This is a genomic window from Vibrio sp. 1F279, assembly GCF_041439815.1.
Classification (GTDB): domain Bacteria; phylum Pseudomonadota; class Gammaproteobacteria; order Enterobacterales; family Vibrionaceae; genus Vibrio; species Vibrio tasmaniensis_A.
Genome location: NZ_JBGOOU010000002.1, coordinates 216,134 through 235,047 on the forward strand (window position 1 = coordinate 216,134; position 18,914 = coordinate 235,047).

Annotated in this window: 15 protein-coding genes and 1 pseudogene; 8 read left to right on the forward strand and 8 right to left on the reverse strand. The window is 44.2% G+C overall.

All coding sequences use genetic code 11. The features are described 5' to 3' along the window. Positions 1-37 precede the first annotated feature (37 nt). Positions 38-673 carry an START domain-containing protein gene (locus ACED60_RS02765; protein ID WP_371709979.1) on the reverse strand — a complete coding sequence of 212 codons (636 nt, stop codon included), beginning with the start codon at positions 671-673 and terminating at the stop codon, positions 38-40. Between the two features lie 244 nt (positions 674-917). Then, positions 918-1,394 carry a YHS domain-containing (seleno)protein gene (locus ACED60_RS02770; protein WP_009846117.1) on the reverse strand — a complete coding sequence of 159 codons (477 nt, stop codon included), beginning with the start codon at positions 1,392-1,394 and terminating at the stop codon, positions 918-920. 110 nt (positions 1,395-1,504) lie between these two features. Between ACED60_RS02770 and ACED60_RS02775 the strand changes: the two genes are divergently transcribed. Further along, a complete protein-coding gene (locus tag ACED60_RS02775; RefSeq protein WP_371726883.1) occupies positions 1,505-2,344 on the forward strand; it encodes a cupin domain-containing protein in 840 nt (279 codons plus the stop codon). A 158-nt stretch (positions 2,345-2,502) separates the two neighbouring features. On the opposite strand, the gene ACED60_RS02780 is transcribed toward ACED60_RS02775, so the two are convergent. Beyond that, on the reverse strand, positions 2,503-3,543 hold the full coding sequence (locus tag ACED60_RS02780; protein WP_371726884.1) for an acyltransferase: 1,041 nt from the start codon (positions 3,541-3,543) through the stop codon (positions 2,503-2,505). A gap of 123 nt (positions 3,544-3,666) precedes the next feature. Further along, positions 3,667-4,623 (reverse strand): AEC family transporter, encoded by a 957-nt coding sequence (locus ACED60_RS02785; RefSeq protein WP_371726886.1) that lies wholly within the window; start codon positions 4,621-4,623, stop codon positions 3,667-3,669. Positions 4,624-4,784: 161 nt separating this feature from the next. Between ACED60_RS02785 and ACED60_RS02790 the strand changes: the two genes are divergently transcribed. Beyond that, positions 4,785-5,378, forward strand: a complete 594-nt coding sequence (locus tag ACED60_RS02790) for a TetR/AcrR family transcriptional regulator (RefSeq protein WP_102351893.1) — start codon at positions 4,785-4,787, stop codon at positions 5,376-5,378. 196 nt (positions 5,379-5,574) lie between these two features. Beyond that, positions 5,575-6,423, forward strand: coding sequence for an alpha/beta hydrolase (locus ACED60_RS02795; RefSeq protein ID WP_065679369.1), 849 nt, complete (start codon positions 5,575-5,577; stop codon positions 6,421-6,423). Positions 6,424-6,560: 137 nt separating this feature from the next. Here ACED60_RS02795 and ACED60_RS02800 read toward each other — a convergent pair whose 3' ends face one another. Together ACED60_RS02800 and ACED60_RS02805 are read right to left on the reverse strand one after the other, a co-directional pair. Then, positions 6,561-9,095: a glycosyl hydrolase family 18 protein gene (locus ACED60_RS02800; RefSeq protein WP_371726887.1), complete on the reverse strand. Its 2,535-nt coding sequence runs from the start codon at positions 9,093-9,095 to the stop codon at positions 6,561-6,563. A 400-nt stretch (positions 9,096-9,495) separates the two neighbouring features. Beyond that, entirely contained in the window at positions 9,496-9,960 is a 465-nt protein-coding gene (locus ACED60_RS02805) for a DUF2850 domain-containing protein (protein ID WP_371726888.1), read from the reverse strand. Between the two features lie 383 nt (positions 9,961-10,343). On the opposite strand from ACED60_RS02805, the gene ACED60_RS02810 reads away from it, so the two are divergent. Next, on the forward strand, positions 10,344-10,625 hold the full coding sequence (locus tag ACED60_RS02810; RefSeq protein ID WP_371726889.1) for a pyrimidine/purine nucleoside phosphorylase: 282 nt from the start codon (positions 10,344-10,346) through the stop codon (positions 10,623-10,625). A gap of 238 nt (positions 10,626-10,863) precedes the next feature. Here ACED60_RS02810 and ACED60_RS02815 read toward each other — a convergent pair whose 3' ends face one another. Beyond that, positions 10,864-11,736: a pirin family protein gene (locus ACED60_RS02815; RefSeq protein WP_371726890.1), complete on the reverse strand. Its 873-nt coding sequence runs from the start codon at positions 11,734-11,736 to the stop codon at positions 10,864-10,866. A gap of 158 nt (positions 11,737-11,894) precedes the next feature. On the opposite strand from ACED60_RS02815, the gene ACED60_RS02820 reads away from it, so the two are divergent. Then, positions 11,895-12,176 (forward strand): hypothetical protein, encoded by a 282-nt coding sequence (locus ACED60_RS02820; protein WP_009846127.1) that lies wholly within the window; start codon positions 11,895-11,897, stop codon positions 12,174-12,176. Here the strand turns inward: ACED60_RS02820 and ACED60_RS02825 are convergent. Then, positions 12,173-13,353 (reverse strand): annotated as a pseudogene (locus tag ACED60_RS02825) (GGDEF domain-containing protein). The gene ACED60_RS02820 and the pseudogene ACED60_RS02825 sit on opposite strands and share 4 nt — an antisense overlap. Positions 13,354-13,687: 334 nt before the next feature. Here ACED60_RS02825 and ACED60_RS02830 point away from each other — a divergent pair. The 3 genes from ACED60_RS02830 (at position 13,688) to uhpT (ending at position 18,816) form a co-directional block, all read left to right on the forward strand. Further along, entirely contained in the window at positions 13,688-14,026 is a 339-nt protein-coding gene (locus ACED60_RS02830; RefSeq protein WP_135383472.1) for a DUF1840 domain-containing protein, read from the forward strand. A gap of 113 nt (positions 14,027-14,139) precedes the next feature. Next, positions 14,140-17,055, forward strand: coding sequence for an alkaline phosphatase family protein (locus ACED60_RS02835; RefSeq protein WP_371726891.1), 2,916 nt, complete (start codon positions 14,140-14,142; stop codon positions 17,053-17,055). A gap of 366 nt (positions 17,056-17,421) precedes the next feature. Further along, a complete protein-coding gene (gene uhpT, locus ACED60_RS02840) occupies positions 17,422-18,816 on the forward strand; it encodes a hexose-6-phosphate:phosphate antiporter (protein ID WP_009846131.1) in 1,395 nt (464 codons plus the stop codon). The last annotated feature ends 98 nt before the right edge of the window (positions 18,817-18,914 follow it).

Genomic DNA, 18,914 nt, shown 5'->3' on the forward strand with positions numbered 1-18,914 from the left:
CTTCGCCACCTAGTTATCTACCCATCGACTGGTATCGCTAGCGAGATTCACTTGGCAGGTTAGGGTGCTGCTGGCCTTGGTACTTCTGTAATTGTTCTTTTAGTCCTTTAAACGTGCTCAGTGCACTATCAATCGATAATTTGTTCATTAACCAATTTGGCAGGATGCCACCTGCGTTCGCGTAAGCGGTATAGGTGATATAGGTATTACCATTTGTCAGCGGTTGCAGGGTCCATAAGGCATCTACATCATAAATTCGAATGTACCCCGACTCTTTCGTCAAATAATCAGACGCATCCTTGATCGACAAGACAAACTGCCCATCCTCGATGCTGTATTTTGAGTAGGTCACCATATCGCGATCTCTGGCAGGCCAAGGCGCTTTGAACTGGGTATAGACGATATTTTCATCCTCAGATATCTGCATCAAAACACGACTTTCCGATACGTTATCTATCCAGTTTGGCACGTTCGCGCTGTCTTCCAATAACAGCAAAAAACCAGAATAAGTGGTGGGCGTTTGCATTTGTGCTCGTATTTCTACCAAGCCTTCAGTGTGAGGTCTCTTATCAATGATGATGCCATCTTCACTTTTTACGAACTGCCATGGAGCAGCGTAAGTCAGTGTTGATAAAGCATAGAGTCCGATTGCTAAAATCCTAAGTAATATCATTATTCTTCCATGAAAAGAAAAGCTTATCTTTAGGAGTATAGAATAAAAATGGTTTTGATTCGTGCTGAAATCGCACTGATTTATCTCTGATTTGAGCGTTACATCGCTGTTATCTTGGTGTTATCAATAATTGGCTGCTTATTTGTATTTGAGCCGTGAAAATCAAAACGGAAGCGTTCGGTCGCTTCCGTTTTGTTAGTGGGCAAAGGATAAACGTTGAAGGCTAGAACCTAGCTCTTAGAACTTAAAGCTTGTAGGCTTCCACGGTTTTTATAGTGGTCCAATTGCTGTTGGCGTCTTGGATGAATTCTTGCGTATTCTCCAGCCAACGCTTTTGAACTGACTTATCTAAGTTTAAGTACAGCTTCCCACCTTCTACTTTCCAAGCTAGTGGGTCCGTTTCAAATTTCTTACCCATTGCCACACCAAAGGCACAATAGCCACCATATTGAGGTGCATAAGCCGATGGGTTAGATCGGAATTCATCTCGGTTTTCACTGCTCACAAAGTTATAAATCGCATTCTTATAAGTCGCTGTGAATTCAGATGTGCCTTTAACTGGCCCCTCATTGGCAAAGTAAGCAACAGGGTCATAACCTTTAATGGCGAGATCATTGTTGTCGACACTCATATCAAGGTCTGCTGCCATTAACGAAAAGCTGGTTCCTAGTAACGCGGCCAATAGAGTGATTTTTTGACTGGTCGATTTCATGTGTGACATATCAAGTTCCTTGTCAGTGTTGGTTATCTTGTTTGAAATAATTTAGCCCACTCGTCCGGTCTATAGAGGGACAAAAGAACTAAAAACTAAGCGAATCGTTCGGAGGGTGCATGGATCTGCTGTCACAATTAATGGAACACTTCTCGATACGCACTGGCGTTTTCTATTCTGGAAACCTGTGTGGGGTGTCGTCATTTAACGCGCAACAAGGCAAAGAAGGGCACCTTCACGTATTGAGAGCGGGGGAGTTGACCTTATCTGGTGCTCATATGGAATGCAGGCAGCTTTCTCAGCCCTGTATTATTTATCTGCCGAATAGCACACCACATGTAATTGAAGGTGTGGGAGAAGGTGCTGAGCTTGTGTGTGCGAACGTGGAGTATCGTTCAGGGCAGATGAATCCTTTATTATCGGCTCTGCCCGACATGATAGTGATTCCGTTTGAAGATGCACCGAACTTAATGCCTGTGATTGAGGTGCTGTTTCGAGAGTCGGGGCAAGCATCTTCAGGACAACAATCGTCAGGGCAGCAATACCTAATGGACAAGTTGAGTGATGCGTTGATGGCGTTGATTTTTCGTCATCTCATTGAACAGCAAAAAATCGATAGCGGCGTTTTCTCTGCTCTTGCACACCCAAGGCTTGCTGCTGTGGTGACGGCTATTCACCAGTTGCCCGCTCGTCACTTTTCGGTTGCGGAAATGGCGTCATTGGCTGCGATGTCTCGTACTCAGTTTATTGAGGCGTTTAAGCGTGAGGTGGGTGAAACACCGGGAGATTACGTGCAAAAGTGGCGCGTTTCCGTTGCTCAATCTCTGCTACTGCAAAATAAGCCCATCAACTGGATTTCCGATGAAGTCGGTTACAGCAGTTATTCAGGTTTCTCACGCGCATTTCAGCATGTATCGGGTGTGTCACCACGTCAGTGGTTAAAAGAGAGTAACGCATAAGAGGGAAAGGGATGTTGGAGTTTAAAGTTGCCAGTGAAAGCGAGTTAGTGCTTTCACTGGCAAGGCGAACCTCGTTGCATAAAAGAATGTTGCATCAAGGCAAATTACAGACTGAGGATTGTCACTAGGCCTGTAATGCGTCGTTGGCTAGATGAGCACTAACGAAGTAACCAGTGGCGCAGTGGCGTTTTTTCTATACCAGCGATCAATATAAAGCTCAGGGTAAAGGTGCCGAAGAACACGGTAATGTCTTTAGCGAGTTCAGTGATGCCCAATACTCCGCAGACATTGAATAGCAAAATAATGATCAGTAAATGGCTGACGTAGATACCCAGCATGCGATTTGAAATGGCACGAACCCAAGCGTAGTTACCCATGTTTGGATTAGCCAAAAGCCACATAAACACGCCCATCCCCCATAGCGCCGTGCCAAACAAGAAATCATTCATGTTGAATCCGACGTCGAACGTGGTGAGCCATGCCGCCTCAGCAAAGTGAATCAACATGCCTAACGCTAATAGCCCCAACGCTTTAGTTGATGACACTTTCCATTGATTCTGACGAATAAGGAAACCTAAGGTCACCATTAACGTGCTAAAGAACGGGCCATTACGCGTGAAGAAGGGTGCTTCTAACCCGGTTAGCGTTGCGTAGCTGCCCGCTAAAACACCATAAACGTAAAGTACAATAGCCGCTGGTAATAGCAGTTTGTCGAGTTTCATTTCGACGATCAAAGCAATGATCAAAACGGCACATACGAGAGCGGGAATAAACCATAAATGAACCAATCCACCCTCTAAGAAAGAGTTAAGTGGCGTGTTCATTAAGAAACCCCAATAGCCTTGGCGCTCACCTAGGTAGCCAAACTCTTCTACCTTCGCGAGGTTGAATGGCATCACTAAGCAAATGATGCTCCATGCCAACCATACTTTAAGCAGTGGTTTAGAATAATTAATGACGGTTTGCCACGGGGATGCAGTCAACTTGGGCTGAATAAGATAACCGGAAATTAGGAAAAACAGAGGCACGGCAAAACGAGCGGTTTGGTTGAGCACATAACCGATCCAAGGCACTTCATCTATTTGCCAATAAGTGAGTGCCATTTGGCCGTGCAAACCAATGATCGCCAAGATAGCAATCACTCTGCCTAACTCGATACTGGCGATGTGTTGTGAAGGCGTATGTTGAACGGAAGACATATCAGATCTCTCAGTAAAATTTTTACGAAATCTAGCAGCCTTTATGCCCAACCAGTTAGTCCTAAATCAAGGCTTATGACCTTTGTTTCAAGGCTTGTGTCGGTTTTTTGAAGCTTGTCGCAGCTATATTAAATCCATTGCAGTGAGTGCAAATATACCTAGTGTACAAGTGATAAGAGAAACAACAGTAGTAAGAGCGATGATGTTAGCCGCGAGTGTTGAGTTTCCTCCCATCGCACGCGCCATAACATAGCTTGCCGCTGCCGTTGGTGCTGCGCTCATCAAGAAGATAAGTCCGAGATCGAGCCCTTCAAACCCTAAGTACCAACCAGCCAGTGTAGTCAGTAAAGGTGAGGCGATTAACTTGTAACTAGAGGCGAACCACGTAGGCAACTTTTCTTGTTTAAGCGAACTAATATCTAGAGAACCACCAGTACAAAGTAGAGCCAAAGGCAAAGTCATGTTGGCAAAGTATTGCCCAGCATCAGTCACCATTTTTGGAATGGGAATTGAAAGTGCATAGAAGACGACTGCTAAGAAAATAGCGATGATTAACGGGTTTTTGGTGATGGACTTGGCGATCACTTTAATGGCTTTAGCGCCGGTGTCTTTGCCTTTGGGTGTCAGTGCTATCACGGCTTGAATGTTATACAGCACGGTCAGAGATGCGACATAGATAGCAGCCAATGCCACGCCTTGGTTGCCATAAATATTAGCCACGTAGGCGAGGCCGATGATCGCGGTATTAGCGCGGAATCCCCCTTGGATGATCACACCTTGATCTTTAGAGTTTTTGAATACCAACTTGGTTGAGAAAATCGTGAACAAGAAAAAAACAAAGTTAGCGATGACGCCAAAGGCAACTAACGCGCTACTGGCTGAAAAATTGTGATTTGATTGAACAATACTAAGAAATAGCATCGCGGGTAGGGTTACTTGAAATACCACCTTGGACGCGACATCAATGAAATTATCATTGATCAAGCCAATTCGCTTGAGCATCACACCAAGAAACAGCATTAAACAGATAGGGCCTGTTACCGACGCCGAAAACGCAAACTGTTCCCAAAGTGTGTTCATTGTTTTTCCTTTGTTAGTCGATTTCAATTTCCTTTGAATACTGTCGCATTTTTCCACAGTTTCTGACATCAGAGAAAACAAAATAAGTGTTTTGCAAATAAAAATTGCAAAAAAGAACGAACGTGCTAAAAATGAAGCATGAGATTTATTATTGGTGAATAATGAGCAAGGGAAAGATAACTAAAGAGTATATTTTGAGCCATGCATTTGCACTTGCGAGTGAGAATGGGCTTGAGAGTTTGACGATTGGCGAGTTAGCCAAGCAGTGTGGCATGTCTAAGAGTGGATTGTTTGCGCACTTCAACTCTAAAGAGAACCTGCAACTCTCTGTACTCGAGTACTCCAACGCCATATTCACTGAGAGAGTCATTATTCCCGCAAGAGAGCTGGGGGATGGTGATATCGAAGCTAAATTGAAACAGTTGCTCGACAATTGGTTGGGTTGGAATCATTCATTCCAAGGCAGCTGTATGTTTATTGATGCTTGGAAAGATGCAGGCAGCGAAACGTCTGTGATTCAGAAGGCACTGCAGAAAACCATTTCAGTGTGGATTGATTACTTGACGATTCAGGTAGCGAAAGCGGTTGAGAGCAAACAGTTCAGGGCCGATTTAGATCCAAAACAGGCAACCTTTGAGTTATATGGCCTTTATTTGAGTGCGAACTTGTTCTACTCGTTACGTGGCCAACAAGCGAGCCACACCCATTTTTGGAGTGGTGTCGAGCGCTTAATCGCTAGCTGGAAAGTCGCTTAATTCGTTTTTAAGCGGAGCATTGCTTAGGTAAGTTAAGCTAGGTAACAGTGACAAATAATTTTAAGAGAAATGGCGGAAAGCTACGATAAACGTCTATAAGTAGCAGCGCCATTTTTTATATCAGCAAATAGCACGGTCGTTCGATTTTAGGGCCGAGCTCGATCCGCCAACAATGATGGCGATACAAGGAACGGTCATGAGTGACAAAATTTATTTCAATACATCGAACAAATTTAGCTTCAAGCGTAGCTTGATTGGCGCTACAACCAATCTGCACTACATTTTAGCGCCAAGTCATGCGAAGAAAACTGCGCGTAAACTGCTGCTCACTCCAATGCGTACCGAGCAGAAAAATGCCGATCCGCAAGGGCTTATCAAGAGTGAAATCAAAGGTCGTGATGGCGTCTTAAAAACGTATTCTTTGGGTACCGGTCCAGTTTGGGTGCTGACTCATGGTTGGTCTGGCACCGCGAGTCAGTTTTTCCCTTTAATGGAACATATTGCAGCCAAAGGTTTTACGGCTCTAGCTTACGATCATCCTGCTCATGGTGGTAGCGATGGGGTACATGGTCATATCCCTGCATTTGTGAACGGTCTTGAAGCCATTCTCGATTCAGTGGGAGAGGTAGCAGGTTTGGTCGGTCACAGCATGGGTACGGCTTCTGCATTGGAATGTAAGCACGTTAAATTGGAAAACAAGCCGCTGTTGCTGATTGCACCTGTATTGGATTATCTAGAAAACCTATTTGGCAGTGTTGCTCGTTCTGGTTACTCAATGAAACTGTTTGAGGCGGTAGTCGGAGAAGTAGAAGAGCAATTTAACTACCCGATTCAATCTGTTGATCCTTATGGAAAGCTAGCGCTTCGTGAGTCTCAAACTATCATTGTTCATGATGAGCAAGATAAGTTTACTAAGTTTGATGTGTCGAAGCGTGCAGCCTATGAAATGGATCGTGTCACCTTAATCGCGACTCAAGGTCAAGGCCACGGACGAGTGATGAAGTGCCCGCAAGTGTTCGAGAGCTTTGATAACTTGATTGGCTAAGCTTAACGAGCGCAAGTCAGTAGAACGCCAGTTAAGAAAACAAATAATAAAAAGGCCAACCAGATATTCTCTGGTTGGCCTTTGATTTAGGGATTTAGTTGATGCTTAGTCAGTATTTAACTAAGCACTATTTTTAGTTAGCAGCTTGCTGGACCGATCTCTTTCCACACGCCCCATTGGCCTGTCGTTGTTGGATCTTCACCTGTTGTCCACCACTTCGCTTCCCAAACTTTACCGCCTTGAGTCACTTGGTCGCCGCCAGTGTATACCGCGCCTGAATCCCAAGCGTTAGTACACGTACCGCCGCCTGTGGTTTTCTTCAGGACTTTCACTGAAGTAGCCGCGACTGATGTATCTGTACCATCACTCACTGTCACAGAGAAGTTCAGTACCGTGTCTTGCGTGTATTCCGCCGCCACAAAGCTTACTGAAGCGCCTTGAACTGTTGCATCAATACCAGCAGGTACATCCCATGTGAAGGTCAGTGTGTCTTGGTCTGCATCGCTCGAAGCCGAAGCATCAACCACGACTACATCACCCGCATTCACTTCAGTCGGAGCCGTAACCACAGCTACTGGAGCGGTATTAACTGGACCTGTGTCTTTAGGGTTTACCGTTACCACAACGGTGTCGGTGGACGTAGCACCTTCGTTGTCAGTCACGGTTAGGCTAAAGGTCAGTGTTTCTTGTTGTGCTACTTCAACCACATCGAAGCTTGCAACAGCCGCATTCGCGTTGGCCAGAGTTACGGCTGTTCCGCTTACTTGTGACCAAGCATAGCTCGCAATCGTACCGTCGCTGTCTTTTGAAGTGCTACCGTCTAGAGAGACAGACGCTGGGCCTTCAACTGATTTGTCTGCGCCCGCTGCTGCGGTTGGTTTACGGTTTACAGGGTCAGTAGTTCCACCTGCTAGACCTTCATGCATCGCATTCAGAATATCGCCGTTATCCGCATCAATTTCCCAAGAGAATAGACCCGCAAGGCCAAGGCTACGAACGTATGCGCCTTTTGCTTTCACTGAGCGGTCATCATCAAATGTGATCAACTTGCCTGAAGTACGGTTCCAAACGTAAGGCGCTTCTGCCATTTCGTCGTAGCCATATTCAAAGCCGTTGATGCCTTGGTTGTTTGCACCAAGCATGTTCGCTTTTATGCCTTTGTAGTCAATAACGCCATCTTCCCATACGCCTTGCGCAGAGCTGCCGGTTAGTTTGCCATTACCCACGCCTGTCATTGGATCGCTAGGATCTGAAAGTGATGACGGTAATACGCCCTCCCAACCACGACCGTACATTGCTGTACCAACCACAAGTTTGTTCGCTGGAACGCCTTGCGCAAGAAGCAATTGGATGCCGTTGTCTGTAGTGTAGGCTGGGCCTGTGTACTGTTCGCCATTTTCATCAAGGCCTGTACCATCACATTGACCCGGGCGCATGAAGTTACCGCAGTTCAGTGCTGTTTGGTGGCCTAACACGTTGTTCCAACCGCCGTAGAAGTCGTAAGTCATTGCGAAGATGTAATCCATGTATTGGATTGCTTCACCATAGTTCACGTCTTCGATCTTGTCGTGACCGACACCAATCGCAGAAGTTAGCTCGTAAGTACGGCCGTTCTCCGCTTCTAGCTCATCCAACATAACGCGCAGTTCTGCCATCAGTGCAATGTAAGCTGGGCCATCATTCACAGGGTCACCAAGGTCTGGCGCCGCACCGCCTCCACCAGGGAACTCCCAGTCAATATCTACACCATCGTAGAATTTCCACGTGTTAAGGAATTTCTTAACCGATGCAATGAAGGTGTCTCGGTTAGCTTTAGTTGTGAAGTCGAAGAATGGGTCAGACAGCGTCCAACCACCAATCGATGGGATGATCTTCAAATCAGGGTTACGCTGTTTTAGCGCCATCAACATTGCGTAGTTGCCCTTGATAGGGGAGCTGTATTCATGACCCGCTTGCGGGAAGCTCTTTTGGAAAGCCGCCCAAGGGTCGTGAATCACCACTTCGTAATCGTTAACGCCCTGACATGCTGTCATGAGTGCGTTGTAACTGTTGCCGCCCACTGATTTTACTGATTCGTTAGGACCACAAATTGGGATGAAGCCATAAAGGATATGGGTCAAATTGTCAGCAGGTAGGTTATCGACTGTGTAATCACGGCCATAGATGCCCCACTCAACAAAGTAAGTACCGACTACCGTGTTTGGGTCTGTGTTGTATGACTTGTTGTTTGGATCCACATTCATCGCAAGTGGTGCTAGGTGTGATCCATCGGTATCGGCAATCGTGATTTTAGCGGGTGCGCTTTTGCTACAACCTGTTTCGTCACACGCTTCGATTTCCATATCGAATAAGCCGCCTTGGCCGTATTCGAATGAAGCCGTGGTTTGGCTGCCAGTGATTGGGCCTGTGGCTACTTTAACGCCATCAAAGTAGATGTTGTACGTGTTTCCTGACGTTCCGCTCCATTGGTTGAACTTAACGTCGACTTTTGCTTTATCGTGATATTTAACCATCTGGTTGTAGCCAGAGGTGGTTTCCATCGCGAGTTCAATTTTAGAAAACTGTAGGTTGTTGGAACCGTACATATCAATGCTAGGTGCTGTTGGCGCGGCCAATGCTGTACCAGATAGCGCTAGAGCAATACTCGCAGCACAGGTGTTTATACGAATCATACTATTTCTCTCATTCCTTGAAGGTTTAGAACCAAGTGGTCCTAGAATCGGCTCCCGTCAGTTTTGAAGGAGCTTCCCCGTCAGTATTCGAGAGAGTTTTAATTTCATGACTGAAAATAAATCCGTTTTCGATGGACAACTAAAAAATTGTATCTTGTTACAATTCTGTTGCTTAATGAATGAGAGGCTGAGTCCATGTTTTATAAAATAAACCGCACTCAGAAGGAAAGTCTCATAAGTGAAATTACACGACATGAAGTTATGAAAAAGTGCGGTAAGCTATTATTAAATATCGCAAACTGAAGCGGCATCACAATCTTAAGCTCGTCATACCGGTGCTTGTAAGGGGCAGGTAGTATTGATGTAAGAGGGGTTACTAAACAAAGCGCTGTTGAAAGTATTATTTTTTGAATTGTTCAGCTAATACTGAGCGTCGTTGCTGCATGAGTCCTTGAGTCTCACCCGCTACAGTATCTTCATACCCTTCTTTTATGAATTGTTTGGATGGTGTGTTAGGCACTAATCGCTTTAAACGAGGTGAATTATAGGTACCGCTAATGGTATAAATCGTTGGGCCTGAACCTGTGTTGATCGTGACATCGTTACCATCAAAATCAAACGAGGTACTGATGAAACGATAGTTCATCATCACACCATCATCGGAAAGTGTAAGAATATCTGTTTTGTAAGGTGGAGCACCAATCTCGATCCATGTGCCATGGACGTTACTTGGGCTTACAGATTTTTGGTAGGCTTGGTAGCCGAAATAGCCGACGGTGAGGGCAATCATAAAGCCAGCCATTAAGAAGGCGTAGAGTAACGAATTGGCCAATATATCGCTGCTTTTCGTGGTATTTTTAGCCATTATCTCTTCATTTTAGTTACTCATACTGGTGATGATTCTATAAAATAAAACGATAGGTTGCAAAGGTTCTTATAAGAGTTAGAAGCAGGATCGAATGTTCTTTTGAATCAAACTGCCTCAGTGATTTTTTACCCACACATTCAGTCTTCATGCTTTGTTAAGGAATATTTACTTAGAATGATTAGGTTGTATACCCAATGCCACGCCTAAAATGATTTCATCTCGAACGAAATTTAACTTCGAAAGGTCAACAGATCCTAAGCTATATTCATTTATTTCTTGTAGGACAGTCTCGAATTGGTTAAAACAATTAGCACCTAAATTTACGCATAGGCTTATTCGTTGAGCCTAGTAATGCAATTTTGAGATAACAAGGAAGTACAATGATTAAAGAAAATACATACTTTGAAGGCGGTGTTAAGTCGTTAGCGTTTAACCAGTCTGGTGCTGATGTGAGTGTTGGTGTGATGGCCGCTGGTGAATACACATTCGGTACTGCAGCTCCGGAAAAGATGACTGTTGTTAAAGGTGCTTTAATTGTAAAGCGTGTTGGCGATGACGATTGGACGACATTCCAATCTGGTGAGTCTTTTGACGTTGCGGGTGACTCTTCATTCGATTTACAGGTTAAAGAAGCGATAGCTTACCTGTGTGAATACTTGTAGGAAGGCCTGAGTTCGTTCAACCAGAGTATCGTTTATCTATGGCTTAATAGAAAAAAACCACGCTCTAGGAGCGTGGTTAAATAAGTGATAATAACCGGCAGTGGATAGTGTCACTTGTTTTTACAGTCATCAAATGGATGACCAAATTGTTGTTCGTTGCAAAATCTCTTCAATCTTCAATCTTCAATCTTCAATCTTTAACTTCAATTCAAAGCTAAAAGCGCAAAGACGTCGTCAATTAGTAAGTCTCAAAAAGGCCATTGTTGTAGTCCTGAATCGTCTGTTCAATTTCTTCCATCGAGTTCATGACAAACGGACCATAGTGCACAACAGGTTCATTAATCGGCTCACCAGAAAAAATCAGTACACCTGAATTTTCTAAACTACTCAAAGACAGCAAGTCAGCTTTAGTGAGTAACGCAAGTTGACCTTGGTTGATGACTTTGTCGCCGATCTTAAGACTGCCTCGGTACACGTAAGTCATGGCATTGTGATTAACATTTATCCCTAATGTTATTTTTTGCCCAGAATGAGATCGCCAATCCGCCACGCTTAACGGCACACCTGTTTGTTGCAGTGGACCTTGCGTCCGTAAAGCCTCTACATCATGGTCAGCTAGGTTATGCAGTTCGAATACACCAGCAATAACTCTCAATAAACCATTTTGTTCACTTTGATGCTCCGTGATGCTTTCACTTTGGAAGTCGTGATATTGCGCTGGTTGCATTTTGTGTGTTGCAGGTTGGTTTATCCAAATCTGAAATCCATGCAGTGCACCTTCTTCCATCATTGGCATTTCGCTGTGAATCACACCACGACCCGCGGCCATCCACTGTGCACCACCGCTGCGAAGCTCTCCAACATTCCCCATGTGGTCTTTGTGCTGGAAGTGACCTTGCAGCATGTAAGTGAGCGTTTCTATCCCACGGTGAGGATGTGGAGGAAAGCCGCCAACATAATCTTTGCTTTCATCCGACTTAAGTTCATCAATCATTAAAAATGGAGAGAAACGCGTGTTATTGAAACCAGCGAGTCTTTGTATTTTTACGCCATCACCATCGGAGGTAGCGTGTGCTGCAATCACATGATCTACTGCTCTTACACTCGTCATTTTGAAATCCTCATAAACTTGAATAGCTGTAGTTTATGTAATTTGATTTAAAAAGAAGATGGCACAGTGTTGAGTGACTTATTCGAAAATTTTGAACAGGTAAGAATATGAAATTATGTCTATACTTGAATAGAGAGCAGACCGCCAAGGAGGCCGCTATGGCAGTACAGCAAAAACATGGCGAAAGGCAAGGTCGGATGGGCTTTGATAACGATTTTACAACGGAGCAAGGTCAGCGTTTTACAGAGGTTGCGAATAAAGCGGTTAAGCGCCGTGTTAGAAAGCACCAGGCAGATGGGCCTTTTATACACTCGGCTAAGCAAGCCGCTTTTAAAACCGTTGCTAAATCTAAGAACGAAAATCGAAATTTAGTACGACAAGTCGTTTGGATTATTGTTATTGGCTTAGTGAGTTTATGGGCCATGTATATGGCAGGCTAGCGTGGACGCGTTTTTAATAACGTAACATTGCTCCCTTCGACCTTCGCTTCAAGACAACCTTCAAGCTCAGATGATTCCGATTCTGAGAAGGCGAGGTTCGTTGGTAGCTCTTCTATCAAGGTCGATACGGGATTATCGTGATAATAAGCGTATCGATTTTTTCCTGAATGTTTGGCAACATACATCGCTTTATCAGCACATCTCGTCAGCTCATGTAATTCTTGAGCATCTTGCGGGTACAACGAAACCCCAACACTGAGTGTCAATTCCTTGATTCTCTCGTTTGTCTGGCAACCACTTTCGAATAGCCCACAAATCCGATCTAAAATACCGTCTAGATCTTTGCGAGTTGGTACATCGTAGAGCATCAAAACAAACTCATCTCCAGCAAAGCGCGCAATCGAATAATCGTATTCATGACTTACCCTGTCTCTGGTTCGGATGTTGTTGCTTAAACGATTCGCAAAACACTGTCTCCGACGTCGTGCCCGTAGCTATCATTAATGCCTTTAAAGTCATCTATGTCCAAAAAAACTAATGCAGTCAGTGAGCGTTCACTATCCACTGTCGCAAGTTTTTCTGTCGCCCAGCGTTCAAAGCTCCAACGGTTTGCCAAGCCTGTTAGTTGGTCTCTATAGGCCAGATCTTCAATCCCCTCTTTATATAGGCGTTGAATATAACTGACGGCTTTTGTGTAGTAATAAGCTGATGTGTGACATACCAAGCTCATTGTAAATAAGCTAAGAATAAACCGGTGTGAGCTGCTAAAAGGTAAAGAAAAGCTGCTAGGCATCGCTGTAATCAAGGTGCTGATAAATACACAAAATGAGGTACTGAATATAATGCCAATTCTGAAATCGTTTATGAAAATGACGGCAGCCAAAATCGGGTAGAGCCAGAGTGTCCGCTCGGGAATGGCGTGACTGTACAAGAATAGGATGACTCCTTGAACGAGCAGAACACCACTTAGAATCAATTCTGAATACTCAGCGGCAGTGACTTTTTTCACGTAAAATGCATTGGAGATAGCGATAAGTGCAAAACACAGTTCGAAAATTGACAGCGTGTAATGCTGACCTTGGAAGTAAGCCCAAGTGTAGAATGTGAATAACGCAGCGGCAGCCAGTGAAAAGGAGTGGACAATTTTTTGCTTGCGAGTGGATCGTATGTCCGCCATTTCTTCTAGGTGTCTGCCGACGAGCCTTTTCATGTGATTTGTGCCAAAGATTTTGATAATTGATGTTAATAGTAGATGAAATAAAAGTCATAGCAGAGTGTTAGTGACCTTTTTAGTGTGACTACTATCAAGGTTTCATATTTAAATGATGAGTGACTCACAATAAATAGTGATGCGCGTCACTAACGGTGCAGGTGTATCCGAGAGTGAAACAATCAAGGTTCTAGTTGCAGGAAGTTACTTGGCTATTATCTACTTGCTTTCCAATACGTTACTCAACATAGTTTGTAGATAGCTAATGTTTATAGATACCTAAATTTGATAGAGGCTCATAATGTTAATTACCTTTAGTTGCAAAGCTCATGCTAGCGTCACGATGTTTGGTGAAGTCGGTCTTCAGTTCATTAAGATGCTTGGACATAGTGGCACGATCCCAGGAGCAATTGATGCTTCAGAGGTTTCTCAAGCGTTAAGCAATTTGCGTGCTGCGATCGCCGCTGAGCAGAGCAAGCAGGTAGAACAAGAAAATACCGATGATGACAGTGAAGAAGCGGTTGTTGAAGCGCCTGTTAATATCGGTAGCCGAGCTTTCCCGTTAGTTGAACTATTGAAAGCGGCCATTAAAGACGAATGCGAAGTGATGTGGGAAGACGGTAGCGGTAAGCGATTGTAAGAGTATTCGAGCTCTTCGAATCAGAAAACAAACGTTTTCATAGGTTGACTAATAAATGCAAACTGAAACAATACGCTGCATTTATAGAAGTGTGTTGATCTAAAGGAAATTTGATGAGCTCTTATTCTCACGTTCGCAGTTACGCCAGTTTATTCAGTGCCTTATCGTTGGCACTTGCATCAGCTCCGAGTGCCGCTGATATATCAACAACGCCCGTCATTGGTGGCGTGTTTAGCTCCAGTGAAGTGTTGAAAAATCAGGTGCTTTCAAGCCTAAGTTATTCTGCCAAACTCACTCGTGATGCAGCTCTTTTCACCATTGGTGGCGTTACATTAGATGCGTACATTCTCGCTCTCCCTTTAGATGTCAAAACCAAAGCCAGAGTCGTTGCTCAGTTATCTAACCCGACGTACTCAATTCCTTTGGGTTATTTTCTCTATAGTTATTACGACCGCTATTCAGGCTTGGGCAGTGAAGATGTGTTCAAATCTTACTTGTCGACGGTTTATGATAAGCAGGCGCTAAAGGGCTTTGAACATAGCCTCTATCATGTTGGAGATAAGCCAACCTCAGAGCATCACGAGCCAGATACCTCGACTGAAGCAACGGGACATCATGAAGGTATTCGTATCGATGAACAGTTCATTGCTAACATGGTGGTTATCTACGATGCGTTATTCGAAATTGGTGTTTGGCAGGATATGGACACGCTCCCTGCGAATTACACATACTTAACCAATAGCCCTGAAGATCTAACGATCATCGCTCAGATTCAACCGATCATCGTTGATTTGATCGGTAAAGCGGCATTGGGAATGGATGACGGCGACATGAAGTCTGCAATGCTGGCGATTGCAGAAGATGGCAAACCAGAAAACGCTGATAAGCCGAATAACAAAGCACAAGCTCTTACCATCACTCTCATTGATTTTGTGCGCTTAAACTTGCTTAAAGCTTATCGACAATTTGTGTTTAAAGAAGAGCGTGCAGAAGCGCTCGATGATTGGATGCAACAAGCGTTCAGTGACCAGCCTGATGCGCTCATTCAATTCTTAGAATCCCAACAGCAAAAACGTTTTGCGGTCCAAGTGACCGTCGATGGTTTACAGCAAGGATTGATCGAAGGTTTGGTCGATGAAGATTCACCTTTCATTTCGGTGGCTTATCAGAACCATAAAAACCGAGCGCAATACAAACCTCAGTTAGAAACGGTGATTGAGCCTGAGCATCAACAACAAGTGAGTTTCATGGAAGTTCTGTCTGAACAAACCTACCGTGATCCGAATTATCTTCCGTTCTTCAAAAAGCTCTATCAAGAGCATCGAGACAATATTAGCCGAGTGGGTATCTCTTCAACTCCCACAATCAGCGTACGTAACCTACCTATCATCAAAACGGGTGCAAAAGTGTCTGGTAACGGTGGAACGGGTATCCCTAATTTCCACTTTGTCGACCGAGAGATCGACCGAGCTTATTACTTCTTCGGCAATGATGCCCTGCAGTTGGATGTGTTGATGGCGAACAACAAGGTGCAGACCATGTTTGATCGCCTTGATTACCTTAAAACGCTGAACTGCAACGCCCAATACGATTGGAATGCTCATACCACTTATGATGGGTTAGTGAACCTAGGCTTGGGTGAGTCACTGCGTGATTATGGTGAGAAACGTTGTGTGAAAGAGCTTCAAGAACGTTCAGAAGTCGAAGTGGTTTTGCAAGAAAAGCGTCAAGCCTTGATAGAAGATATTGAAGCGTACCAGTCTATATCTAGCTTTGATTTTTTCACTAAGTTTTCAAAGAGAACTCAGGTTAAACAGTCGATCACTCAGTTTGCCGAGTTAGATGGAAAAGGGATGCCAGACTACACCTTGGTTTATAACCCATGGCCGGATCACTTCGCACACTTTACCGGTCCTTTTAGTGACGAAATTCTGATGCCGACTGGAGAGCTCAACCGACTGGACTATTGGATTCGCCAGATTGAAGCGACCTACCGCAGTGCAGGCGTTTACGATAAAACGCTATGGGGCATGGCCGGGGATCATGGTTTAACGCCGGTGTTCTACGCGCTCAATCCCGAAAAGCAGGTGTTTGAAGGCTTACAAGCAGAGCTAGAGTATCCAATTGTGGTTAAGAAAATATCTTCAGACGAGGGGGAAGGGCCTAAAATCACCAATGCTCTAAGCTATCCAAGCTCGAAAGAATTGGATGTGGTGGTCGCCTCTACTGCTGGTGGTAACTTTATGATGGACTTCTTTAATTCGGCTAAAGGGTGGCAGGTTCAGCCGGTTTACCAAGAACTCACGCAGTGGTCTCCGATTGCAGCGCCAGCTGGTCAGAATATCGACATCATTAATCAGATAGCGCAACGCTTGCCTGAAAGTCTTGAGTATATGGTCGTAAGAGAAAGCACATGTGATCAACAACGTTGCGCTGTTCGTGTGATTGGCAATCGTGATTTAAAACGGGTCGATGAATTGATCACACGTGAAGGTGACAAGCTTTTCTATGAGTCATTGGAAGAGAACCGAGCGCCGATTTTGCTCAATACGCAAAGGTTAAATCCATACCTAGCATCACCAAGCGAAGCTGATTTTTCACAGTACTCTCTATTAGTAGAAAAATGTATTAATCGAGCGGTTAAGGCGGATGTGACAACGTGGTGTAGCAGTGCTGAGTGGACTTCATTGACGCAACCAACGCCTCGACCAGATTCAGTGAATCAACTGGCTAATATTTACCTTGAAGATAGGGCTGGCACGGTTAACTTGTTCCCTAAAGCGGGAATTGGTTACAACACTAAGGTGCCGGGTCGTCATGCTGGTGAGGATTACTTAGAGAAAGATGCCTTCATCGGATTCTGGGGAGCGCCAATTGGCGATAACTCTCAGCAACTGAAAATCGAAGCTAATGGCTCTTTGGCTCCAACGCTGTTTGAGTATTTGACCGGAGAACCTGTGGTCGAAGGTGAGAACGGTTGGGGTTTTCCGTCGTTGCTGAATAAGTTGGATGTGTCTAAGAATAATTAAACTCTATTATTTATCGTTTAGGTTACGATACCGTAAAGCGAATCTAATGTGGCTTTTATTAGCCACTTTAGACTTCAATCAACTGCTCAATACAATCGATGTTTAGTTTGCTTGGGGCACCTATTAAATACCTTAACTAACGACTCCTTTCCAATACCTCTTCACGACATAACACATTTTAAATAAAGTGATGCTGTTCACGCTTTCTTGACTCCCAATTCTGAACTAAGAATTTTTCCTAGTTATTCTAAGACCCTCTCTCATGCGGTCGCTTTTTAGACTCCTTATTATTTCATCATCGAATTGCAAAGAGTGCATGGTCAGTAATGTTCCGTGCAGACCTCATCAATAATAAGAGAGTTCACAATGTTAAAGTTCCTAGATCAGGTTAGAAAACCGACGCTGGATCTTCCGGTCGAAACTAGAAGAAAAATGTGGTTTAAACCATTCCTACAATCGTACCTAGTCGTATTCATTGGCTATTTGACCATGTATTTAATCCGTAAGAACTTCAATGTCGCGCAAAACGACATGATTTCTACTTATGGATTATCAATGACCGATCTAGGTCTTATTGGTCTTGGCTTTTCAATTACTTATGGTATTGGTAAAACGGTTGTTTCCTACTACGCGGATGGCAAAAACACCAAGCAGTTCCTGCCATTCATGCTTATCCTATCTGGTCTTGCCATGTTGGGCTTTAGCTTCAGCTTGGGTGGCGGCAGCGCTAGCTTATTCATGATGGTTGCCTTCTACGCATTGAGTGGTTTCTTTCAAAGTACCGGTGGTCCTTCAAGTTATTCGACTATTACTAAATGGACGCCTCGTAATAAGCGTGGGTCGTATTTAGGTCTTTGGAACATGTCACACAACGTAGGTGGTGCAGGTGCTGCTGGTGTAGCGCTGTTTGGCGCTAACTACTTTTTTGATGGCAACGTAATTGGTATGTTCGTGTTCCCATCGATCATCGCGATTGTGGTTGGTTTTATTGGGATGCGTTTTGGTAACGACTCTCCAGAAGCATACGGTTTAGGTACAGTTGAAGAGTTGTTTGACGAAGAAATCAGCGAAGAAGATACTATTGCTGAAGAAAATCAAATGACTAAGAAAGAGATCTTTGTTGAATATATCCTTAAAAACAAAGTGATCTGGTTACTCTGCTTCGCGAATATCTTTTTGTACATTGTTCGTATCGGTATCGATCAATGGTCTACCGTTTATGCGTATCAAGAGTTAGGTCTATCAAAAGAAACGGCTATTTCAGGCTTTACTCTGTTTGAAGTTGGCGCTCTGGTCGGTACATTAATGTGGGGTTATTTATCAGACCTTGCTAACGGACGTCGTGCTTTAGTTGCTTGTGTATCGCTTGGACTGATTATTGTATCTCTAGAGTTTTATCAGCATGCAACGAGCGAGTTCATGTACCTAGCATCACTATTCGTACTTGGCTTCCTAGTATTCGGTCCTCAGCTGTTGATTGGTGTTGCTGCGGTAGGCTTTGTTCCTAAGAAAGCAATCAGTGTGGCTGATGGCGTGAAAGGCACATTTGCTTACCTAATTGGTGACAGTTTTGCCAAACTTGGCCTAGGCATGATTGCAGACGGAACGCCTATTTTCGGCTTAACAGGTTGGAAAGGGACATTTGCAGCACTCGATACTTCTGCTGCCATTTGTATTGTTTTACTGCTGTTCGTTGCTATTGCGGAAGAGAAGAAGATTCGTCACGCGAAGAAGATGCACCTAGCGGCTCAAAACGCGTAGCTTGTCTGAGTACTTGTTCTCGCGCATTTGTTGTCGCAAAGAGAGTTTCGGGTAGATAGTTTCACGTGATTTATTGGTTTAAAGCACGTGAGATCATA